Source organism: Actinoplanes cyaneus (assembly GCF_016862095.1).
Lineage (GTDB): Bacteria > Actinomycetota > Actinomycetes > Mycobacteriales > Micromonosporaceae > Actinoplanes > Actinoplanes cyaneus.
The window spans coordinates 191,240-209,006 of record NZ_BOMH01000017.1; the positions used below are offsets into that span (position 1 = coordinate 191,240).

Genomic DNA, 17,767 nt, shown 5'->3' on the forward strand with positions numbered 1-17,767 from the left:
TGACGGTGCGTAGTGTGGCGATCACGATGTATGCGCGCGCAACACCTCGCAACCTTAGAGACAGGGAGTTGGCCGTGCGCCTAACCTTCGTTGCCAAGGACCCGAACTCCAACCCGACGAACTCGCCGACCCTCTACCGGACTGACCGGGGTAGCTGGCTGGTGCAGGGCTTCGTGGTGACCGATCCCGAAGCGCTGGCGGAGATGGACATCCCGGAGGGAGAGTCTGTGGTCGAGATCCCTGACAGGATGATCCAGTTCTTCACCGAGGAGGGCCGTGGCGTCGCTGGATGAGGCGGAGTTTGATCGCCTGCTCCGCACCTTCGAGAGGTCGTCAGACCACCTGGAGACGCGTGACGCCTACGGAACCGAGATCGAGCTTCCGTACATGGCCAAGTGGGCGGCTCAGGAACCGGATGACCTGAGCTGGCTCGATGACTGGTGTGCCACCCTGCGGAGCCATGTGCCCGTAGGCAAGAGCGTCCGTCGGGCACGCGTGGTCTCCGAGCCGTTGAGTGACTACCAGCGATGGAGCTTCAGCATCGCCGGCCCGATGGTTGATGCCGGTGAGGACATCCGTTGGACTCCCCGCTCGCTGGTGTCGTCGCTGGCTCTCCCTGGAAATGACTTCTACCTGTTCGATGATCGGCTCGTGGTTTTCCTGCTCTACACCGGGAACGGGCTGAACGCCGGCATGGAGACCTCGACAGACTCGGCCGACCTTAACCTCTGCCGATCCGCCTTTGACGCGGTGTGGAAGCTCGCGATCCCGCATCGTGACTACGAACCCAAGTAGCTCCGCCAAACAGGCGCAACAGGCGCTGGGCGCCCGACTCCGTGAGATCCGCAGAGAAGCCGGACTCACGGGGCGGGCGCTGGCCGCCGCAACGGGCCAGCACTACACGCGTGTGAGCAAGCTGGAGAACGGAGTTCAGCAGCCGACGGTAGGCGACATCCAGGACTGGTGTCGGGCCTGTGGAGCGGAGGCTGAAGCTGCCGATCTTCTCGCCACGTTGCGGGCTGTCGAGTCGGCGTATGTGGAGTTCCGTCGCCAGGCTAGAGCCGGCATGAAGCGGGTGCTGGGCATCCGCGCCCCGACCCTCTATGAGGAGACCAACCTCTTCCGGATCTACGAACACAATGTGATCCCCGGACTCTTCCAGACTCCAGATTACTGCGCTGCCATGCTGTCGTTCTGGAGCCGGTTCCTCGACGCTCCCAATGACTTGGAGGAGGCGGTCGCCGTCAGGATGGAACGCCAGAAGATCCTGTACCAGCGGGGTAAGCGGTTCGCCGTCATCCTGGAAGAGCAGGCGTTGAGGATTTGGTTCGGGGATGCCGACACCCAGGCCAACCAGCTCGACCGCCTGTTGACCGTCATGTCGCTCCCGGCGGTTGCGCTCGGCATCATCCCGCTCATGGTGGAGCGGGGAGCCGTACCGTCGGCGGGATTCTGGATGTTCGACAACCAGCTCGTGGCTCTGGAGACTCCGACGGCGAGTATTGAGGTCACCCAGCCCAGTGAGATCGACCTGTATGGGCGGATGTTCGAGAACCTGCACCAGGTCGCCTTGTACGGGAAGCCTGCCCGAGACCTCGTTACCCGCGTAGCCGGTGAACTAAGCTGACGCAACTATTCGCAACATCGTGGACCCGTGAGATCCCCCTTACCTAGCGTCTATCCCTGTTGCCAATGAGGGATGTGACCATGGTGCTGATTGTCGCCGTGGCTTCGCTAGTCGTCGGGTTCGTCGGCGGCCTGCTCAGCCTGAAGGCTAAGAACCGTTGGTGTCCCGGTTGCGGGACGAGTCTTGCCTGCCTCGCCTGCGAGGAGGTGAACAGTGGAGCGCCGCGTTCCGCCAACGAAGCGTGAGTTCATGCCCGGCGTCGTGCTCAAGGTGAGCGTCATGGGCGGGTACTCCGTCGAGCGCGAGAACGACTACATAGGCTGGATCCACGCCAGCATCGGCGATCGATGGAGTGCCTACGTAAGGCGTCCGGGTACGAGCGGAGACCTTCTCGGTCGGTTCACCCAGGAAGAGGCGGTGAAGGCCATCGTGGTCGCCTGGGATGAGGGGGCACCCCTCCCGAACGGATGCCGGGGATGACGGAGAAGCGGGAGTACCCGCCGGCCGTTCTCGTGCATTCCGCGGATTGCCCCGACGTAGCGACTTTGCGCCGGTCCGGGACGGCCCTGATCCCGATGATCACACCGGCTATCGCGCGCACCCACCCGAACGGCCGGATGCATAAGTGCTTCCACTTCACCTTGCAGAGTCGAGGAGTTGTGGAGACCGTCCAGTACCCGCCGCATCCGTACGAGGAGTCGACGGTGGTCTACGACGACGCGAGCATGCCGCTGTGTGCGGTGTGCATGGGGACTCACGGAGTCCTGGATCGTCTGATCCTGCCGCCGGGTGTGCGTGGCTGATCGTTGTCCCAAAGACGGCCAACGGCGAGTCTGGGCGGAGCCCCGAGATGACTGGCATCCCGAGACTCCTGCCGCTCGACTGCTTCCGCCGTTGAAAGAGAATAGAGAGATAGCTTCCGTTCTCCCAGCTCACAGCGTTATGAGTTGGTGCTGGAAGCCAATCGTGTCGGCGCTGGGAGCCAACGTTTGCCCGGAAAGTTGGGTGCCCAGATCAATCGAGGTCGTGCACTGGGCACCGCCAGCGAGCCTTCGTCGACTTCTGGAAGACATGGTGGCGGAGCACAAGACACCGCGCGTTCGATTCCGGGGCGATGAAGCCGCGTTTCTTGGCCTCCTTGATGGCTACGGAGACGCTGTCGGGCCGGCGGGCCTTCACCTCGCCTCCGGTGACGGTGCCGATGAGCCGGGCCAACTCGCCCATCCCGAACTGTGCATGTCCCAGCGAGTTCATCCGGCTCATGCCCGCGAACAGGACTCGGATGTGTAGCGCTTCCTTGTTCAGTTCGCCGGCCCACCGGTAGATCTCGTTCTGGGAGAAAGCTGCCCAGGGGCCATTGTTGGCGAACTGGATGCGGTTGTACCTCTCGCTCACGCGCTGGCTCCCACGAGAGAGCGTTCCTCGTAGGCCTCGATGTCGACGAGCCGATACAGGATGCGCCCGCCCAGCTTGAGGTAGGCGGGGCCGATCCCCGCGCTGCGCTGGTTCGCGAGGTGGCCGGCGGTTACGGACCAGCGCTTCGCCAGGTGGGCCGGAGTGAGGTGAGTGGTGTCTTGCTGTGGCACGAGGCGGAACCCCCATGGTTGGACGAGCGTATGGGCATCGGGATGTCCTCTCCTCGGTGTGCTGAGCCTGAGCTTGCGTGATCTACGACGAAGTTTAGCGAGAGATCGTGAAGGTGCCAACCTGACATAATGATTATGGCTTGTAGCTACTATCTGGTACCTTCGTCGGCATGAAGAAAACCCCCTCCAACGCGAGCGAGGCGTTGGCGATGGCCTCGGAGTCCGGCGGCCTGGTCGTATGGCTCGGTGAGAGTGGTCAGGAAGCGTTCGTGGTTCACCGCCACAACGACGGCGACCAGGAATGGCTCGTGGCGTTCCGGCTGGCGGCCTCGGGCGATGCCCTGGGCGAGTGGCGTCCGGTCGAGTTCGCTGTCCGACAAGCGGTCGAGTCCGAATCCCTCGCTATGTCGAGCAAGACCATCCGTGCGCTGCCCATCGGCGAGTTGTTGGCCGCCTCCAGGAAGGCGCTGAGCGCTCAGCGCGGAGGCCGCGCGGGCTCTGCTGGCCTTCGCTTGGTCAACCCGTCTGCGGTCTACCTGGCGCCCTTCTTGGAGGACGCTCGTGGACGTCAGCCTCGTGACGATGTGGCCTACGCCGGCCTCGCCCTTGAGTACTCATTCCTGGTCCAAGACGGCGACCGTACGCCCGCCAAGACGCTCGCTGCCCAGCATGGCGGCGTGAGCGGCACCTGGGCCAACCGCATCGCGGAAGCGCGGCGGCGAGGTCTGCTCACCCCGGTCAAGTCGGGCGAGGCCGGTGGCGGGATGACCGACAAGGCGATGAAGCTCCTCAACCCCGCGTGGTCGCCGGAGGCTGACGCACTGATCGATGCCCAGATAGCTGAGATGGAAGGTGATGCATGAGCAGGCGACCCCTTGGCCTCGGTGAGCACGGCGAGTTCGAAGCGAGCCCGCAGTTGCGGGACGAGGCGGGCAAGTGGAAGCGAGCGCCTATCCCTCGCCGTGCGGAGCGTTGGCGCGCACGTTGTTACTACCGGGGCTATGACGGAGTCGTGAAGGAGGTCTCCCGGTTCGCGTCAACGAAGCGGGCCGCCCTCCAGGCCGTTGAGGCAGCCCTGGCGGAACGTGAACGCGGACACGTTGAGATGACCTCGGGGATGAAGCTGGCGGCGGCAGGCGAGCTGTGGCTTGCTCAGATCCGGCGCACCGACTCCGGACTGAGCGCACGGACCATCCTCGACTATGGCCGGACCTTTACCCGCTACATCGACGTCCCGGGATCAAGCATCCGGGGCCTGACGCTTGAGCAGGTAAACGACCCGCAACGCTTGCGGACGTTTCTCCAGACCGTGGCCGACAAGCACGGAACCGGTGCCTCAAAGATGAGCCGCAGCGTGCTGTCCGGCATCCTCGGGTTCGCGATCGACAACGGCACGCTGACTACCAACGCGCTGCGTCAGATCCGGGCGGTCAAGGCTCAGGTCGTCAAGACGCCGGTCCGCGAGCGGGACACCACCCGAGCGCTGACCAAGGATGAGCGCGATCACGTCCTCGCGTACGCGGACAAGCTCACCTTGTCCGAGACGATCAATCCGCGTACCCGGCGGAAGCGGGAGGCGGTAGCCGACCTCATGGCGTTCATGGCCGGCACCGGCGTGCGGATCAACGAGGCGAGGGCCGTCCGCTGGGCTGACTTCGACCTGGAGGCCGGAACGGTCCATGTGCGCGGTACCAAGACGCGTGGTTCGGATCGGCGGCTGAACCTTCCGTCGTGGCTCACCGGGCGCCTGAAGGCGAGGGCGGAGCGGCTGGGCTCCGATGGGTTGGTCTTCAGCTCCCCGCACCACCTGAACGAGCCCGAACGCATGTGGGACCAGAGCAATTCGGCCAAGGCGCTCGCTCGCATCTTCATCGGCAGCGGGTTCCCCTGGGCGACCCCGCACACCCTTCGCCGTACGGTTGCAACGATCCTCGACCAGTCCGGCGTACCCATCGCGAAGATCGCCGACCAGCTCGGTCACACTGATCCGGCCATGACCGCACGTGTGTACCTGGGGCGCGACCTCATGGGCGACAAGGCGGCGGTGGCGGCGTACCTCTGACGCCGGAACGCCAAAGTAGGTAACAATCCAGGTAACCAGGGCTTGAGCTGGAGCATCGTCAGATGCGTACGCCCTGGTAGATCGAAGTAATTGCGCGCCCGGCAGGATTCGAACCTGCGACCATCGGATTAGAAGTCCGGTGCTCTATCCGCTGAGCTACGAGCGCTGGCCAGCACATACTAGGCGGTCGTGCCGGACTTGTCGTCCGCCTCGTCGGCTGCCTTCTCGACAGCGGCCTCGGCCGCCTCCAGCACCATGGCCCGGCCGCCCTGATCCTCCGGCGCGGGCGGGATCCCGATCTCCGGCGTGCCCGGCGCCGGCAGGTACGCGTCGACCCAGCGGCCCACCTCGCGGAAGACCTCGGCGCGGACCTCCTTGCCGGAGAGCGTCAGGTCGTGCTTACCCCCGTTGAACTGGGCGATCGTCACCCGCCGGCCCAGCCCGGGCGCCCACCGGACGATGTGCTCGACATCAAGAACAGAATCGGTCACATGTACGTCGTCGTGCCACGCCTTGCCACGGAACGTCCGGTCCGAGCAGGCGACCAGCACCGGCGCGTCGATGCCCAGGCCCGCCTGCAGGCGCTGCTGACCACGCCGGATCGCCGCGAGCCAGCCCATCCTGACCGGGAAACCGAGGATCGGCTTCCACGCCAGGTCATAGGCCCATTCGCCCTGGTAGTCGCGGTGCAGACTCTGCCCGTAGAGCCCGAGACCGGCGGTGGGCATCTTCCGGTACGGCGTACGGTTGGTGAGCGCGATCACCAGCGAGAGGGCCGGCCGCCGTACCGCCCAGGGCAGGTTGAAATCGAAGAAAGGACTGTTCAGAAACAGTCCGTCGACGATGCCCTGCCCGCGACGTGAGTGTGCCCACAGCGAGGTGATCAGACCGCCCGTCGAGTGCCCGGTCACCAGCAACTGGTCGTGACCGTCGTCCTCGCGGATGATGCGCGCCGCCTCGTCGAGCTCCGGGTAGTAGTCGGTGAGGCTGCGGGCGAAGTTCGGCGTCTGGTGGGGGAGCAGGCTCCGCCCGTACTTCCGGAGGTCCAGCGCGTAGAAATCCCAGCCGCGTTCGACGAAGAAATCCGCCAGATGGGTCTGGAAGAAATAGTCCACGAAACCGTGGACGTGCAACACCGCCCTGCGGGTCGGCTGCTCGGCGCGCCGCCGGACGAGGGTGGCCACGACCGGGCCCTCGTCGTCGGTGCCCAGCTCGATCGTGTGCCGCTCATACGGCCAGCCCAGGACGTCGGTCTCCACCCCGTCAGGTTACCCAGCAGTACGCGGTGGCGCGCCATAACAGATCGACCACGGTCCGGGCCGTTATCCACATTCCCGCCCTGTCCACAGGGAGCTCCGCGCCGCGACGCCGTACCCGCCAATCTCTGACTCGTCCGCCGCGCCGGCAGCTCGCCGGCCGGAACCGACGACAAGGAGAAAGCTGTGTTCGACACCAACGTCACGATCATCGGCAACGTGCTCACCCCGCCGGAGTGGCGCCGCACCCAGCAGTCCAACCAGCTCGTGGCGAACTTCCGGATCGCCTCCACGGCACGCCGCTACGACCGGGAGAACCGCTGCTGGGTCGACGGCAACAGCCTGCGGATCCGGGTCTCCGCCTGGCGCCGGCTCGCCGAGGGGGTCATCGCCTCGATCAGCGTGGGCGATCCGGTCGTCGCCTACGGCCGCGTCTACACCCGTGACTGGGATGACGAAGAGGGCAACCACCGCGTCGCGTACGAGATGGAGGCGCACTCCATCGGGCACGACCTCGCCCGCGGCCAGTCCCGGTTCACCCGCACCCGGCAGACCGGCCCCACCACGGCCGACGACGCCGAAGCCGAGGCTCTGATCGGCGACCCGGCAGCCGAACCGGACGGCGACCGGCTGACCGAACCGGTCGTCGGCGAGATGGAGCCGGACTTCCTCCGGGTGGTGGCGGGCCTCACCGAGACGCCGGAGGAGGCCGGCGAGCCGCAGGAACAGGAGGAGGAGGAGAAGGAGCCCGAGACCGAGGAGACGCCGGCCGAGCCGGAGCCGGTGTCCACCACCGAGGTCCGGCGGACCCGCCGGACCCGGCGGGAGCCCGTAGCGGCCTGAGACCTTCCCGCACAGCCACCACTCCACGGGTCTCTCCCTGCGGATCCGCGGAGTGGATGGCGCCCGGCGGCCCGGCCGTTATCGGGGTCCGAGGCCGGGCCGCCGGTGCCGGGACGAGCGAGAGGAACCGGAGCCGGGCACCCGGCGCAACCCCACTCCCTCGATCGGGATAGGCCGATCGGGCCGCTTCTCCGGACCGCCCGGCCGAGCGGCCCGGTTGGTCTCGAGACAACTCCAACCGGCAGACTGAGACGGTGATGCTGAAGGACATCCGTGCCATGGCCGCCGAGAGGATCGTGCTCTCGCCGGAGGACCAGGACGCTGAGCACGCCAACACCACCTGGTTCGGCGCGCCACCGCACGAGCGCATGGGCATGTCGGCCGACGAGGTGGTGACCGCGTTCGAGGACACCGCCGTCGCGTTGCGGGAACAGGTGGCCGCCTCCGGCTATCAGGGAACCGCCACGTTCTACGTCTGGCACGACCTGCAGGCCGGTCAGCTACGGTGCTCGGCCTGCACGCGGAAGCCCAGCGACCTGAGTTTCTCCGTTCCGTACCAGGTGACCGACGACCTGCACGCCATCGTGGTCGAGTTCCTCGTGGACCGGGCACCCGGAGCCATTCAGTGGGGCGCGCTCGAACCGGTGCCCTACCCCGAGTCGGAACCCGAGCCGGCGGCGATGGCCGTCTGGGCGTTCGACCTGACACCCCTCGGCCGCTGAGACCGGCAGAGAAAGAAGGAAACACGTGCCGTACCGGTGGACCGCGGACGCGGCCGGACTGATCGCCGGATACCTGCTCGACGCCGCGATCGGCGACCCGCGCCGCTACCACCCTGTCGCCGGGTTCGGCACTGCCGCAGCCGCCCTGGAACACCGGGTCTACCAGCCCCGGCGACGGGCCGGAGCCCTGTTCACGGCGGTGGCGGTCGGCGTGCCGGTCGTCGCCGGGCTGGCCGCCGGGCGGGCGGTCCGCCGCGTGCCGGCCGCGCGGTTCGCGCTCACCGCGGCCGCCACCTGGACCGTGCTCGGCGGCCGCACCCTCCGCAAGGAATCCCGGGTGATGGCCCGCCACCTGCAAGCCGGCGACCTCGCGGCAGCCCGCGGGCGGCTCAACCACCTCTGCGGGCGCGACCCGTCCACCCTCGACGAGCCGGAACTCGCCCGCGCCACCGTCGAATCCGTCGCCGAGAACACGTCCGACGCGGTGGTCGCACCCCTGTTCTGGGGGGCGCTGCTCGGGCCGGCCGGGCTGCTCGGCTACCGGGCGGCGAACACGCTCGACGCGATGGTCGGGCACCGATCGGCGCGGTACGCACGGTTCGGGACCGCGTCGGCACGGCTCGACGACCTGCTGAACCTGGCGCCGTCCCGGCTGACCGGGCTGCTGACGATCGTGGTGGCGCCGGTGGCCGGCGGGTCGCCACGGGAGACGATGCGGGTGTGGCGGCGGGACCGGGGCGATCATCCGTCGCCCAACGCGGGGCAGTGCGAGTCCGCCATGGCCGGGGCGCTGGGGGTGCGTCTCGGCGGGCGCAATGTCTACTTCGGACGTAGTGAGACCCGGCCGTTCCTCGGGGACGGGCCACGGCCGGGAGCGGTGCATCTGAAACGGGCGGCACGGGTGTCCGGTGCGGTGGGAGTGGCGGCTGTGGTGCTGGCGGCCGGGGGTGCGCTGGTTCGTGGTGGCTCGGGGGCGGCGCTGCGCCGTCTCGGGAAGGGCGAAGCTCGATGATCTGGTGGTGGCGGCGGGGGCGGGGGCGGGGCCCGAAGGGCCGCAGACCATGACCGGCGGACTCCTGGTGACAGGCACCACATCGGACGCCGGCAAGAGCATCCTCACCGCCGGCATCTGCCGCTGGCTGCACCGCGAGGGCGTCCGGGTCGCCCCGTTCAAAGCCCAGAACATGTCGAACAACTCCGTGGTCGTCGTCGGCCCGGACGGCCGCGGCGGCGAGATCGGCCGAGCCCAGGCCATGCAGGCCCAGGCGTGCGGCCTGCCCCCGGACCTGCGGTTCAACCCGGTCCTGCTGAAGCCCGGCAGCGATCGTTCGAGCCAGGTCGTGCTGCTCGGCGAGGCGGTCGACACGGTCACCGCCGGCAACTACCGGCAGCTGCGACCGAAGCTCGCCCAGGTGGCCTGGGACACCCTCGCGGACCTGCGCGGCGACTACGACGCGGTGATCTGTGAGGGCGCCGGCAGTCCCGCCGAGATCAACCTGCGGGACGGCGACTTCGTCAACATGGGCCTGGCCCGCCGGTTCGGCCTGCCGTCGATCGTGGTCGGCGACATCGACCGTGGCGGGGTCTTCGCGGCGTTCTTCGGCACCCTGGCGCTGCTCTCCGCCGAGGACCAGGCGCTGGTCGCCGGTTTCGTGACCAACAAGTTCCGCGGCGATCTCGGCATCCTGCGGCCGGGCAACGACATGATCACCGCGCTCACCGGTCGTCCGGTGCTCGGCGTGCTGCCGTTCCACCCGGATGTCTGGCTGGACGCGGAGGACTCGCTGGCCTACGGCACGACGCTGGGCCGCCCCGGCCCGCCGCGCGGCCGCGAGTGGCTGCGGGTCGCGGTGATCCGCCTGCCCCGGATCTCGAACGCCACCGACGCCGAGGCGCTGGCCGCCGAGCCGGGCGTCCGGGTGCACCTGACCGTCGAGCCGGGCGATGTGGCAGACGCCGATCTGGTGATGCTGCCGGGTTCCAAGGCGACCGTCAGTGATCTGGACTGGCTGCGCCGGACGGGTCTGGCCGACGCGGTCCTCGCGCACGCCGCTGCCGGAAAGCCGCTGGTCGGCGTCTGCGGCGGCTTCCAGATGCTGGCCGGGACGATCGACGACGAGGTGGAGAGCGGTCACGGCGTCGTGCCGGGGCTGGGCCTGCTGCCGGTCGGGGTCACGTTCGCGGCGCGCAAGACCCTCGCGCACAGTGCGGGCACGGCGCTGGGGGCGTCGGTGCACGGCTACGAGATCCATCACGGGTACGTCTCCACCGGCACCCCGGAGCCGTTCCTGCACTACGCCGGCGGGCAACCCGAGGGCGCCGTGGCCGGCAACGTCTACGGCACGCACTGGCACGGCGCGTTCGAGTCGGACGAGTTCCGCCGCCGCTTCCTGACCGTGGCCGCCGCGCAGGCCGGCCGGCACGGGTTCACCGTCGCGCCGGACACCCGCTACGCCACGATCCGCGAGCGTGCCCTGGACGTGCTGGGTGATCTGGTCGCCGAGCACCTGGACACCGCCGCGCTCCGGCGACTGGTCGAAAAGGGGCCGCCACCAGGGCTGCCGTTCGTCCCGCCGGGTGCCCCGTAGGGGTCCGACCCTGACGACAGCGTTGCGCTCCGGGCGTACGTTGGGTCCGGCGCGGCGCAAAGCCGTACGCAGAAGACCGCCGTATCAAAAGACGGGTGGGATACATGACGACCGATGACGAGAACCGGCCGGTTCGCCGCCGCGTCACGCTGACCGGGATCAGCTCGCGTGCCTGGGAGCATCCGGCCGACCGGGGCGCCCTTTCCGCGTTGCGGGAGCTGCGTGGTTTCGACGACGTGGTGAAGACGTTCTTCGGGATGTGGAACGAGCGGGGTTTCCGGCTGAGCTATCTGGCCGGTTCGATCCGCGTCGACCACCGGCAGTACCCGCGGGTCTATCAGCGTTTCACCGAGGCGGCCAGCACGCTGGACATCGCCGAGCTGCCCGAGCTCTACGTGAGCCAGTCGCCGATCATCAACGGCTCGGCGATCGGGCTGGACAAGCCGTTCATCGTGATCACCACGGGCGCGGTGGAGAAGCTCGACGACGACGAGCTGCGGGCCATGCTCGGGCACGAGCTGGGTCACGTCCGCAGCGGCCACGCCGTCTACAAGACCATCATGATGATCCTGACCAGCTGGGCGGCGAACATCAGCTGGATCCCGATCGGCGCGATCGCGCTGCGGGCGATCATCGCCGGGATGCTGGAGTGGTGGCGCAAGGCGGAGCTCTCCGCCGACCGCGCCGGCCTGCTCGCCGGGCAGGACCCGGCCGCCTCGCTGCGACTGCTGATGAAGCTGGCCGGTGGCGGCGACCTGTCGCAGATCGACACCACCGCGTTCCTGGAGCAGGCCGCGGAGTACGAGGGCGGCGGCGACATCCGTGACAGCATCCACAAGCTCGGCATGACGGCCTGGAGCACCCACCCGTTCCCGGTGGCGCGCGCCTCCGAGCTGCGCAAGTGGGTCGACTCGGGGGCGTATGCAGCGATTCTCGGCGGCGATTACCCGCACCGCGACTCGGACGGCGACTCGTCGTTCTCCGAGGACGCGAAGGCGGCCGCCAAGTCGTACCGGGAAGATTTCGCGAATTCTCAGGATCCGCTGGTCGGGCTGCTGCGCCGGGTCGGCGACGGCGCGTCGGACATGGCGGGCGCGGCGGCCGGCCGGGCGATGAACTGGGCCAGCGACGCGCGGCGCCGTGCTCGCGGGGACGGCAACGGCGGCGACCCCGAAGCGAGCTGATTACGATCGGGCGATGAGCCTGACTGAATCCGAGCTGCGCGACACGATCGCGCGGGAGATGCCCGGTGTCCGCGCCGACCTGGAACGGTTGGTGCGGATCCCGGGCATCGCTTTCGAGGGTTTCGACCATTCACACGTGGAGCGTTCCGCCGAAGCGGTCGCCGAGCTGCTGCGGGGCTGTGGCCTGGACACGCAGATCGTGCGGCACGGCGGCCAGCCCGCGGTGATCGGCCGCAAGCCCGCCCCGCCCGGCGCCCCGACGGTGCTGCTCTACGCGCACCACGACGTGCAGCCGGCCGGCGACCCCGCGCTGTGGGACGGTGATCCGTTCGAGCCGGTCGAGCGGGACGGCCGGCTCTACGGCCGGGGCGCCGCCGACGACAAGGCGGGCGTGATGGCCCACGTGGCAGCGCTGCGCGCCTTCGGCGACCAGCTGCCGGTCGGCGTCGTCGTCTTCGTCGAGGGCGAGGAGGAGTATGGGTCGGATTCGCTCGACGCGATCATCCAGGCCCACCTGGAGGAGCTGCGCTCCGACGTGATCGTCATCGCCGACTCCGGCAACTGGGACATCGGCCGGCCCGCGCTGACCACCTCACTGCGCGGCCTGGTCAACCTGTTCGTCGAGGTCAAGGTGCTGAAGAGCGCCGTGCACAGCGGCATGTTCGGCGGTCCGGTGCCGGATGCGCTGATGGCCCTGGCCCGGCTGCTCAGCACGCTGCACGACGATGACGGCGAGGTCGCGGTCGACGGTCTCGTCGGTCGCGAGGGAGCCAGCGTCGACTATCCGGAGGACAGGTTCCGCGTCGAGGCCGGGATGCTCGACGGCGTCTCGCTGATCGGCGGCGGCACGATCACCGACCGGATCTGGACCAAGCCGTCCATCTCGGTGCTGGGCATCGACGCGCCGCGCACGCTGGAGGCCGCCAACGCACTGCAGGCGACCGGCAAAGCCAAGATCAGCGTGCGGGTCGCTCCGGGCGACGACCCCAAGTCGGTGTTCGCCGCGGTCCGGTCCCACCTGGAGAAGCACGTGCCGTGGGGCGCGCACGTCGAGGTGACCCTGGAGAGTGACGGCAACCCGTCGGTCATCGACGCGACCGGCCCCGGCTTCGAGGCCGCCCGGGCCGCGTTCCGTTCCGCCTGGGACGGGGCCGAACCGGTGGACATGGGCGTCGGTGGATCCATTCCGTTCATCGCCACCTTCCAGGAGCTGTTCCCGAGTGCGACGATCCTGGTCACCGGTGTCGAAGACCCGCACTCCGCGGCACACGGACCGAACGAGAGCCTGCACCTGGGCGAGTTCGAGCGGGTCTGTGTCGCCGAGGCGCTGCTGCTCAAGAACGTTGCGGAGACCCTGACGAAGTGAAGTAGGACGGAGTCGCTGATGACCGAGCTGACGTGTGAGGTCCTGGTGGTGGGCGCCGGTCCGACCGGTCTGATGCTCGCCAACTGGCTGACCCGGCTCGGAGTGCGGGTGCTCGTGGTGGACGGCAAGGACGGCCCCACCCGCGAGTCCCGGGCGCTCGTGGTGCAGGCGCGCAGCCTGGAGATCTACGACCAGCTCGGCATCGGCGACCAGGTGCTCGACGCCGCTCACCGGGCGGAAGGACTGTCGCCTGGGAGCGGCGCGCGGGTGTTCGGCAGGGTGCCGCTCGGGCCGCTCGGGCGCGGCGTCACGCCGTACCCCTTCCTGGAAGTTCTCGAACAGAGCCGGAACGAGGAGATCCTCTACGACAATCTGCGCAAACTCGGCGGCGACGTGATCTGGGAGACGCCGGTCACCGCGATGGTGCAGGTCGAGGAGGGTGTCGAGGCGAAGGTCGGCAACCACACCGTCCGCGCCCGGTTCTGCGTCGGCTGTGACGGGGCGAGCTCGGCGGTCCGCAAGGCGCGCCGGATCCCCTTCGAGGGCAGCACCAACGCGCACCGGTTCTACGTGCTCGACGCCGCGGCCGCGGCCGGCCTGGTCGCCGACTCGGTCAACGTGCGGCCCGGCGGGCGCGAGTTCCTTCTCGCGTTCCCGATGCCCGGTCGCGGCAACTGGCGACTGATCGGCCTGGTCCGCGACGAGGACGGCGACGGCACGCTCGACGAGGAGGACGTGCGCGGCCGGCTCCGGGAGATCTTCGCGGTGACCTACGGCGAGGCGCGCTGGTTCGCGACGTACCGGGTGCACCACAAGGTCGCCGCGGCGTTCCGCGACGGGCCGTTCTTCCTGGCCGGCGATGCCGGTCACGTGCATTCACCGGTCGGCGCGCAGGGCATGAACACCGGTTTGCAGGATGCGCACAATCTGGCCTTCAAGCTCGCCGACGTGCTGCAGGGGCGGCGCCGGGACTCCTGGCTCGACCGCTACGAGGCGGAGCGCCGACCGGTCGCGAAGACCCTGGTCGCCACCACCGACCGGCTCTTCCAGGGGATCACCGACGACCGGCGGGCGACCCGGGCGCTGCGGACCGCCCTGATCCCGGTGCTCGCGCCGATCGCGACCAGGTTGCTGCCGCGCTCGGCGGGCGGGTCACGCCTGTTCCAGTACATCTCCCAGGTGCGCATCCACTACCCGATCGGGCCCGACGCGCGGACACCGGACGGCAAGCGGGACCCGGTCGTCGGCCGCCGCCTGCCCTGGACAGGCGGGAACTTCGGGGTGCTGCGCTCCGCCGATTGGCAGATCCACGGGTACGGGGGTCTGGAAGGCCCGGAAGCACCCGATCTGGGCCTGCCGGTGCACATCTTCCCGGCCGCCCCGGCGACGTACCTCCAACCGGGTTTCTTCTATCTCGTGCGCCCGGACGGCTTCGTCGCGGCGCGCGCCGAACCGGCCGACGCGGAGGTCAAGTTCCGGCACGCGATGGCCGTGTGATCGGCAGTCGATCCTGTTAGGATTCGAACATGCGTTCGATAACTGCTGTTCCTGCAGGCGGTGGTGGGTCCAGCTTCGCGGCCCGGGCCAAGCCGACCGGCCCGCGTGCCACAGTGGATCGGCTTCGGACTCGCGATCGGATCGAGTCGATCGCACGGCTTCGCGCCGCGGTCCGGGCCCTGGGGGACGTCGACGTCTCCGGGTGGGACGACTCCACCCTCACCGAGCATCTCGACGACCTCTCCCGGGCGCTGTGCGGGCTCGACGCCGAGCTGTCCCGCGTCGCCGAGTCCGTCCGGGCCCGCGGCTTCCGCATCGACGAGCCCCTGGCAGCCTAAAATCAAGATCACATTCTTCATTGCCTGCCTCCGCTGTGGTCCGGATCGTCGCTCCCGCGGGGACCCTTCCGGTCTGAGCAGGGCCGTGGCCGGCCCAGAACGCTCAGCCCGAAAGGGTGATCTCCGTGGGGGGCACGGTCAAGGCCAAACCCCGGTCGGCGTTCGCCGTTCGTCCGGGCTGATGCTGTCGAGGGCCCGGGCCCGGACGGTTCCGCCGATCGGAGTCCGCGACGAGGCCGGTGGGCACGGCAGCGGCGCGCTCGCTCTTCCGGCTGGTTGTCATGGGCGTTATGAGGCACGAATAACGCCCATGACAACCAGCCGGACCCGCAACCCGCGCCGCTGCCTGGGGCCGGAGCGGACTCGCGCTCCGCGTCGGCCGGAGCGGGACTCGCGGCCGGCATTGGCAGGAGCGGGGCTGGCGCCCCGCGTCGGGCGGAGCGGGGCTGGCGCCCCGCGTCGGGCGGAGCGGGGCTCGCGGCCTGCGTCGGGCGGAGCGGGGCTCGTGGCCCGGATCGTATGTGGGCTGCGGGTGGCGTTGCCGGTGCAGGGACGGGGGATGGTGGTGCGGAGGGGCACCGGGCGGGCGCAGCTGCTGTCAGGATGGGGTTCGTGCGGTTCACTGACATTGCCGCCACCTCGGCCGCGGTCGCCGCGACCGGTGGGCGGAAGGCGAAGATCGAGCTGCTGGCCGGCGCGCTGCGACAGCTCGAGCCGGACGAGATCGCGGCCGGCTCGGCGTTCCTCGCCGGCGAGCTGCGGCAACGGCAGACCGGGGTGGGCTACGCCGGGCTGCGGAACCGGCCCGCGCCGGCGGCCGAGCCGTCACTGACCGTCGCCGGGGTCGACGCCGCGATCGCCGAGATCGCGACGGTGGCCGGCACCGGGTCGCAGGCGCGGCGGCGGGAGTTGCTCGGGGCGCTGTTCGGGGCGGCCACCGCGGACGAGCAGCGGCTGCTGGTCGGGCTCTTCGGCGGGGAGTTGCGGCAGGGCGCGCAGGCCGGTCTGCTGGCCGAGGCGATCGCGGTCGCCGCGCAGGTGCCGGTCACCGCCGTACGCCGGGCACTGCTCCTGTCGGGTGACCTGAAGCAGGTCGCCGTGGCGGCCCTGGCCGGCGGCTCGGCCGCGCTCGCGGAGATCCGGCTGACCGTCGGCATCCCGCTCACCCCGATGCTCGCCCAGAGCGCCCCCGACGTCGGCGCGGCGCTGCTGGCCACCGGCGCGCCCGCGGTCGTCGACACGAAGCTCGACGGGATCCGGATCCAGGTGCACCGATCCGGCGACGAGGTGGCCGTCTTCACCCGCAGCCTGGACGAGATCACCGAGCGGCTCCCCGAGGTGGTGGCCTCGGTCCGCGCGTTGCCGCTGCGCGAGGTGGTGCTGGACGGCGAGGCCATGGCGCTCGACGAGCGGGGGCGGCCGCGCCCGTTCCAGGAGACGTCGAGCCGGGCCGCGACGCGCGCCGGCGGAAAGGGCGGCGCCGGGCGGAGGAGCGGCGCCGACGGGAAGGGTGCCGAGGGGCCGAGCCTGGTGCCGTACTTCTTCGACCTTCTGCATCTGGACGGCACGGATCTGCTCGACGAGCCGGGGCGGGTGCGCTGGGCAGCTCTCGCCGACGCGCTGCCGGCCGAGCTGATCGTCGGGCGGACGACGGTCGAGACGGAGGAGCAGGCCGCCGCCGTGTTCGCCGCCGCCGTCGGTGCGGGGCAGGAGGGCGTTGTCGTCAAAGCTCCCGACGCGCCGTACGACGTGGGCCGCCGCGGCTCGGCGTGGGTGAAGGTCAAGCCCCGGCACACTCTCGACCTGGTCGTTCTCGCCGTCGAGTGGGGGCACGGGCGGCGCCGCGGCTGGCTGTCGAACCTGCACCTGGGCGCGCGGGATCCGGAGTCCGGCGGGTTCGTGATGCTCGGCAAGACGTTCAAGGGGCTCACCGACGAGCTGCTGCGCTGGCAGACCGAACGCTTCAAGGAGCTGGCGGTCGAGGACAACGGCTGGGTGGTGCGGGTGCGCCCGGAACAGGTGGTGGAGATCGCGTTCGACGGGGTGCAGACGTCGCCGCGCTATCCGGGTGGGGTGGCGCTGCGGTTCGCCAGGGTGCTGCGCTATCGCGAGGACAAGACCGCGGCGGAGGCGGACACCATCGACGCCGTCCGGGCGATCGGCGGCACGTTATAGGGCGGCCAGGCTGCGTACGTAATTGACCTGCTGATTGATGGTGACCACATCGTCCTCGTGGTCGACCGGGATGCGGGCCACATACTGCTGGGGGCCGCTGGTCAGGGTGACCGTGACAGTGCCCTGCGGCGGCGACTCCTTGATCAGCAGGAGCAGCAGGCTGAGCCCGAACGTGCAGACCGCCAGGCCGAACCCGGCGATCTTGGCCCAGAGCGGGGTGCGGCGCTGGGTGACCCAGAACTCGTTGACCTGCCAGCGGGAGCCCGCGAGCGGGAAGTCGCCGACCGGGGTGCGGATCGTCGACGAGGTGATCTCGATCTCGGCGATCCGGACGATGACCGGCCCGGACGCGACCGGCGGGGGACCGCCCGGAACCTGCGAGGGAACCGGCGGGACCTGCGACGTCACGGGTGGGACCGGTGGGACCTGTGGCGGGACCGGCGGGATGCCGGCGGGTGACGGCGTGGGGACACCCGGAGCCGGCGCGGGGGTGCCCCAGGGATCGTCCGGCGGGAAGGTCATG

At 69.6% G+C, this 17,767-nt stretch carries 20 protein-coding genes and 1 tRNA gene; 16 read left to right on the top strand and 5 right to left on the bottom strand.

Annotated features, from left to right (window positions below; genetic code table 11):
- Positions 1–14 precede the first annotated feature (14 nt).
- From Acy02nite_RS12040 to Acy02nite_RS12060, 5 genes are all read left to right on the top strand, one after another.
- A complete protein-coding gene (locus tag Acy02nite_RS12040) occupies positions 15–293 on the top strand; it encodes a hypothetical protein (RefSeq protein WP_239174609.1) in 279 nt (92 codons plus the stop codon).
- Positions 277–795, top strand: coding sequence for a DUF6879 family protein (locus Acy02nite_RS12045; RefSeq protein WP_203740040.1), 519 nt, complete (start codon positions 277–279; stop codon positions 793–795). The genes Acy02nite_RS12040 and Acy02nite_RS12045 overlap by 17 nt, the downstream gene beginning before the upstream one ends.
- Complete coding sequence (locus Acy02nite_RS12050) at positions 776–1,627, top strand: helix-turn-helix domain-containing protein (protein ID WP_203740041.1); 852 nt, start codon at positions 776–778, stop codon at positions 1,625–1,627. Before Acy02nite_RS12045 ends, Acy02nite_RS12050 begins: the two co-directional genes overlap by 20 nt.
- A gap of 213 nt (positions 1,628–1,840) precedes the next feature.
- Entirely contained in the window at positions 1,841–2,107 is a 267-nt protein-coding gene (locus tag Acy02nite_RS12055) for a hypothetical protein (RefSeq protein ID WP_203740042.1), read from the top strand.
- Positions 2,104–2,430, top strand: a complete 327-nt coding sequence (locus tag Acy02nite_RS12060; RefSeq protein ID WP_203740043.1) for a hypothetical protein — start codon at positions 2,104–2,106, stop codon at positions 2,428–2,430. The genes Acy02nite_RS12055 and Acy02nite_RS12060 overlap by 4 nt, the downstream gene beginning before the upstream one ends.
- 211 nt (positions 2,431–2,641) lie before the next feature.
- Here Acy02nite_RS12060 and Acy02nite_RS12065 read toward each other — a convergent pair whose 3' ends face one another.
- Positions 2,642–3,022 carry a hypothetical protein gene (locus Acy02nite_RS12065; RefSeq protein ID WP_203740044.1) on the bottom strand — a complete coding sequence of 127 codons (381 nt, stop codon included), beginning with the start codon at positions 3,020–3,022 and terminating at the stop codon, positions 2,642–2,644.
- Positions 3,019–3,213 carry a helix-turn-helix domain-containing protein gene (locus Acy02nite_RS12070; RefSeq protein ID WP_203740045.1) on the bottom strand — a complete coding sequence of 65 codons (195 nt, stop codon included), beginning with the start codon at positions 3,211–3,213 and terminating at the stop codon, positions 3,019–3,021. The genes Acy02nite_RS12065 and Acy02nite_RS12070 overlap by 4 nt, the downstream gene beginning before the upstream one ends.
- Before the next feature lie 170 nt (positions 3,214–3,383).
- On the opposite strand from Acy02nite_RS12070, the gene Acy02nite_RS12075 reads away from it, so the two are divergent.
- Both Acy02nite_RS12075 and Acy02nite_RS12080 read left to right on the top strand, forming a co-directional pair.
- The gene (locus Acy02nite_RS12075) at positions 3,384–4,076 is read left to right on the top strand and encodes a hypothetical protein (protein WP_203740046.1); all 693 of its coding nucleotides are present in this window, start codon (positions 3,384–3,386) and stop codon (positions 4,074–4,076) included.
- Positions 4,077–4,225: 149 nt separating this feature from the next.
- Positions 4,226–5,275, top strand: coding sequence for a tyrosine-type recombinase/integrase (locus Acy02nite_RS12080; RefSeq protein WP_203740047.1), 1,050 nt, complete (start codon positions 4,226–4,228; stop codon positions 5,273–5,275).
- A gap of 93 nt (positions 5,276–5,368) precedes the next feature.
- On the opposite strand, the gene Acy02nite_RS12085 is transcribed toward Acy02nite_RS12080, so the two are convergent.
- Positions 5,369–5,441: transfer RNA gene (locus tag Acy02nite_RS12085), tRNA-Arg, on the bottom strand.
- A 13-nt stretch (positions 5,442–5,454) separates the two neighbouring features.
- Positions 5,455–6,534: an alpha/beta hydrolase gene (locus Acy02nite_RS12090; protein WP_203740048.1), complete on the bottom strand. Its 1,080-nt coding sequence runs from the start codon at positions 6,532–6,534 to the stop codon at positions 5,455–5,457.
- A gap of 183 nt (positions 6,535–6,717) precedes the next feature.
- On the opposite strand from Acy02nite_RS12090, the gene Acy02nite_RS12095 reads away from it, so the two are divergent.
- From Acy02nite_RS12095 to Acy02nite_RS12135, 9 genes are all read left to right on the top strand, one after another.
- Positions 6,718–7,374, top strand: a complete 657-nt coding sequence (locus tag Acy02nite_RS12095; RefSeq protein WP_203740049.1) for a single-stranded DNA-binding protein — start codon at positions 6,718–6,720, stop codon at positions 7,372–7,374.
- Positions 7,375–7,631: 257 nt separating this feature from the next.
- Entirely contained in the window at positions 7,632–8,096 is a 465-nt protein-coding gene (locus Acy02nite_RS12100; RefSeq protein ID WP_203740125.1) for a hypothetical protein, read from the top strand.
- A 25-nt stretch (positions 8,097–8,121) separates the two neighbouring features.
- Positions 8,122–9,108, top strand: coding sequence for a cobalamin biosynthesis protein (locus Acy02nite_RS12105; RefSeq protein WP_203740050.1), 987 nt, complete (start codon positions 8,122–8,124; stop codon positions 9,106–9,108).
- 49 nt (positions 9,109–9,157) lie between these two features.
- Positions 9,158–10,684 carry a cobyric acid synthase gene (locus Acy02nite_RS12110; RefSeq protein WP_203740051.1) on the top strand — a complete coding sequence of 509 codons (1,527 nt, stop codon included), beginning with the start codon at positions 9,158–9,160 and terminating at the stop codon, positions 10,682–10,684.
- A 104-nt stretch (positions 10,685–10,788) separates the two neighbouring features.
- Positions 10,789–11,868, top strand: coding sequence for a M48 family metallopeptidase (locus tag Acy02nite_RS12115; RefSeq protein ID WP_203740052.1), 1,080 nt, complete (start codon positions 10,789–10,791; stop codon positions 11,866–11,868).
- Positions 11,869–11,887: 19 nt separating this feature from the next.
- Positions 11,888–13,234: a dipeptidase gene (locus Acy02nite_RS12120; RefSeq protein WP_203740126.1), complete on the top strand. Its 1,347-nt coding sequence runs from the start codon at positions 11,888–11,890 to the stop codon at positions 13,232–13,234.
- 18 nt (positions 13,235–13,252) lie between these two features.
- On the top strand, positions 13,253–14,731 hold the full coding sequence (locus Acy02nite_RS12125; RefSeq protein ID WP_203740053.1) for an FAD-dependent monooxygenase: 1,479 nt from the start codon (positions 13,253–13,255) through the stop codon (positions 14,729–14,731).
- Between the two features lie 29 nt (positions 14,732–14,760).
- Positions 14,761–15,069 carry a hypothetical protein gene (locus Acy02nite_RS47730; protein ID WP_425548216.1) on the top strand — a complete coding sequence of 103 codons (309 nt, stop codon included), beginning with the start codon at positions 14,761–14,763 and terminating at the stop codon, positions 15,067–15,069.
- Positions 15,070–15,672: 603 nt separating this feature from the next.
- Complete coding sequence (locus tag Acy02nite_RS12135) at positions 15,673–17,244, top strand: ATP-dependent DNA ligase (RefSeq protein ID WP_203740054.1); 1,572 nt, start codon at positions 15,673–15,675, stop codon at positions 17,242–17,244.
- Here the strand turns inward: Acy02nite_RS12135 and Acy02nite_RS12140 are convergent.
- Positions 17,239–17,766 (bottom strand): hypothetical protein, encoded by a 528-nt coding sequence (locus tag Acy02nite_RS12140; RefSeq protein ID WP_203740055.1) that lies wholly within the window; start codon positions 17,764–17,766, stop codon positions 17,239–17,241. The two genes, Acy02nite_RS12135 and Acy02nite_RS12140, sit on opposite strands and share 6 nt — an antisense overlap.
- Position 17,767 lies beyond the last annotated feature (1 nt).

Excerpts from the sequence above, each read along its gene's own strand:
- Acy02nite_RS12060 (WP_203740043.1), top strand. The coding sequence starts at position 2,104 with ATGACGGAGAAGCGGGAGTACCCGCCGGCCGTTCTCGTGCATTCCGCG.
- Acy02nite_RS12075 (WP_203740046.1), top strand. The coding sequence starts at position 3,384 with ATGAAGAAAACCCCCTCCAACGCGAGCGAGGCGTTGGCGATGGCCTCG.
- Acy02nite_RS12100 (WP_203740125.1), top strand. The coding sequence starts at position 7,632 with ATGCTGAAGGACATCCGTGCCATGGCCGCCGAGAGGATCGTGCTCTCG.
- Acy02nite_RS12110 (WP_203740051.1), top strand. The coding sequence starts at position 9,158 with ATGACCGGCGGACTCCTGGTGACAGGCACCACATCGGACGCCGGCAAG.
- Acy02nite_RS12115 (WP_203740052.1), top strand. The coding sequence starts at position 10,789 with ATGACGACCGATGACGAGAACCGGCCGGTTCGCCGCCGCGTCACGCTG.
- Acy02nite_RS12125 (WP_203740053.1), top strand. The coding sequence starts at position 13,253 with ATGACCGAGCTGACGTGTGAGGTCCTGGTGGTGGGCGCCGGTCCGACC.
- Acy02nite_RS47730 (WP_425548216.1), top strand. The coding sequence starts at position 14,761 with ATGCGTTCGATAACTGCTGTTCCTGCAGGCGGTGGTGGGTCCAGCTTC.
- Acy02nite_RS12135 (WP_203740054.1), top strand. The coding sequence starts at position 15,673 with ATGGGGTTCGTGCGGTTCACTGACATTGCCGCCACCTCGGCCGCGGTC.
- Acy02nite_RS12140 (WP_203740055.1), bottom strand. The coding sequence starts at position 17,766 with ATGACCTTCCCGCCGGACGATCCCTGGGGCACCCCCGCGCCGGCTCCG.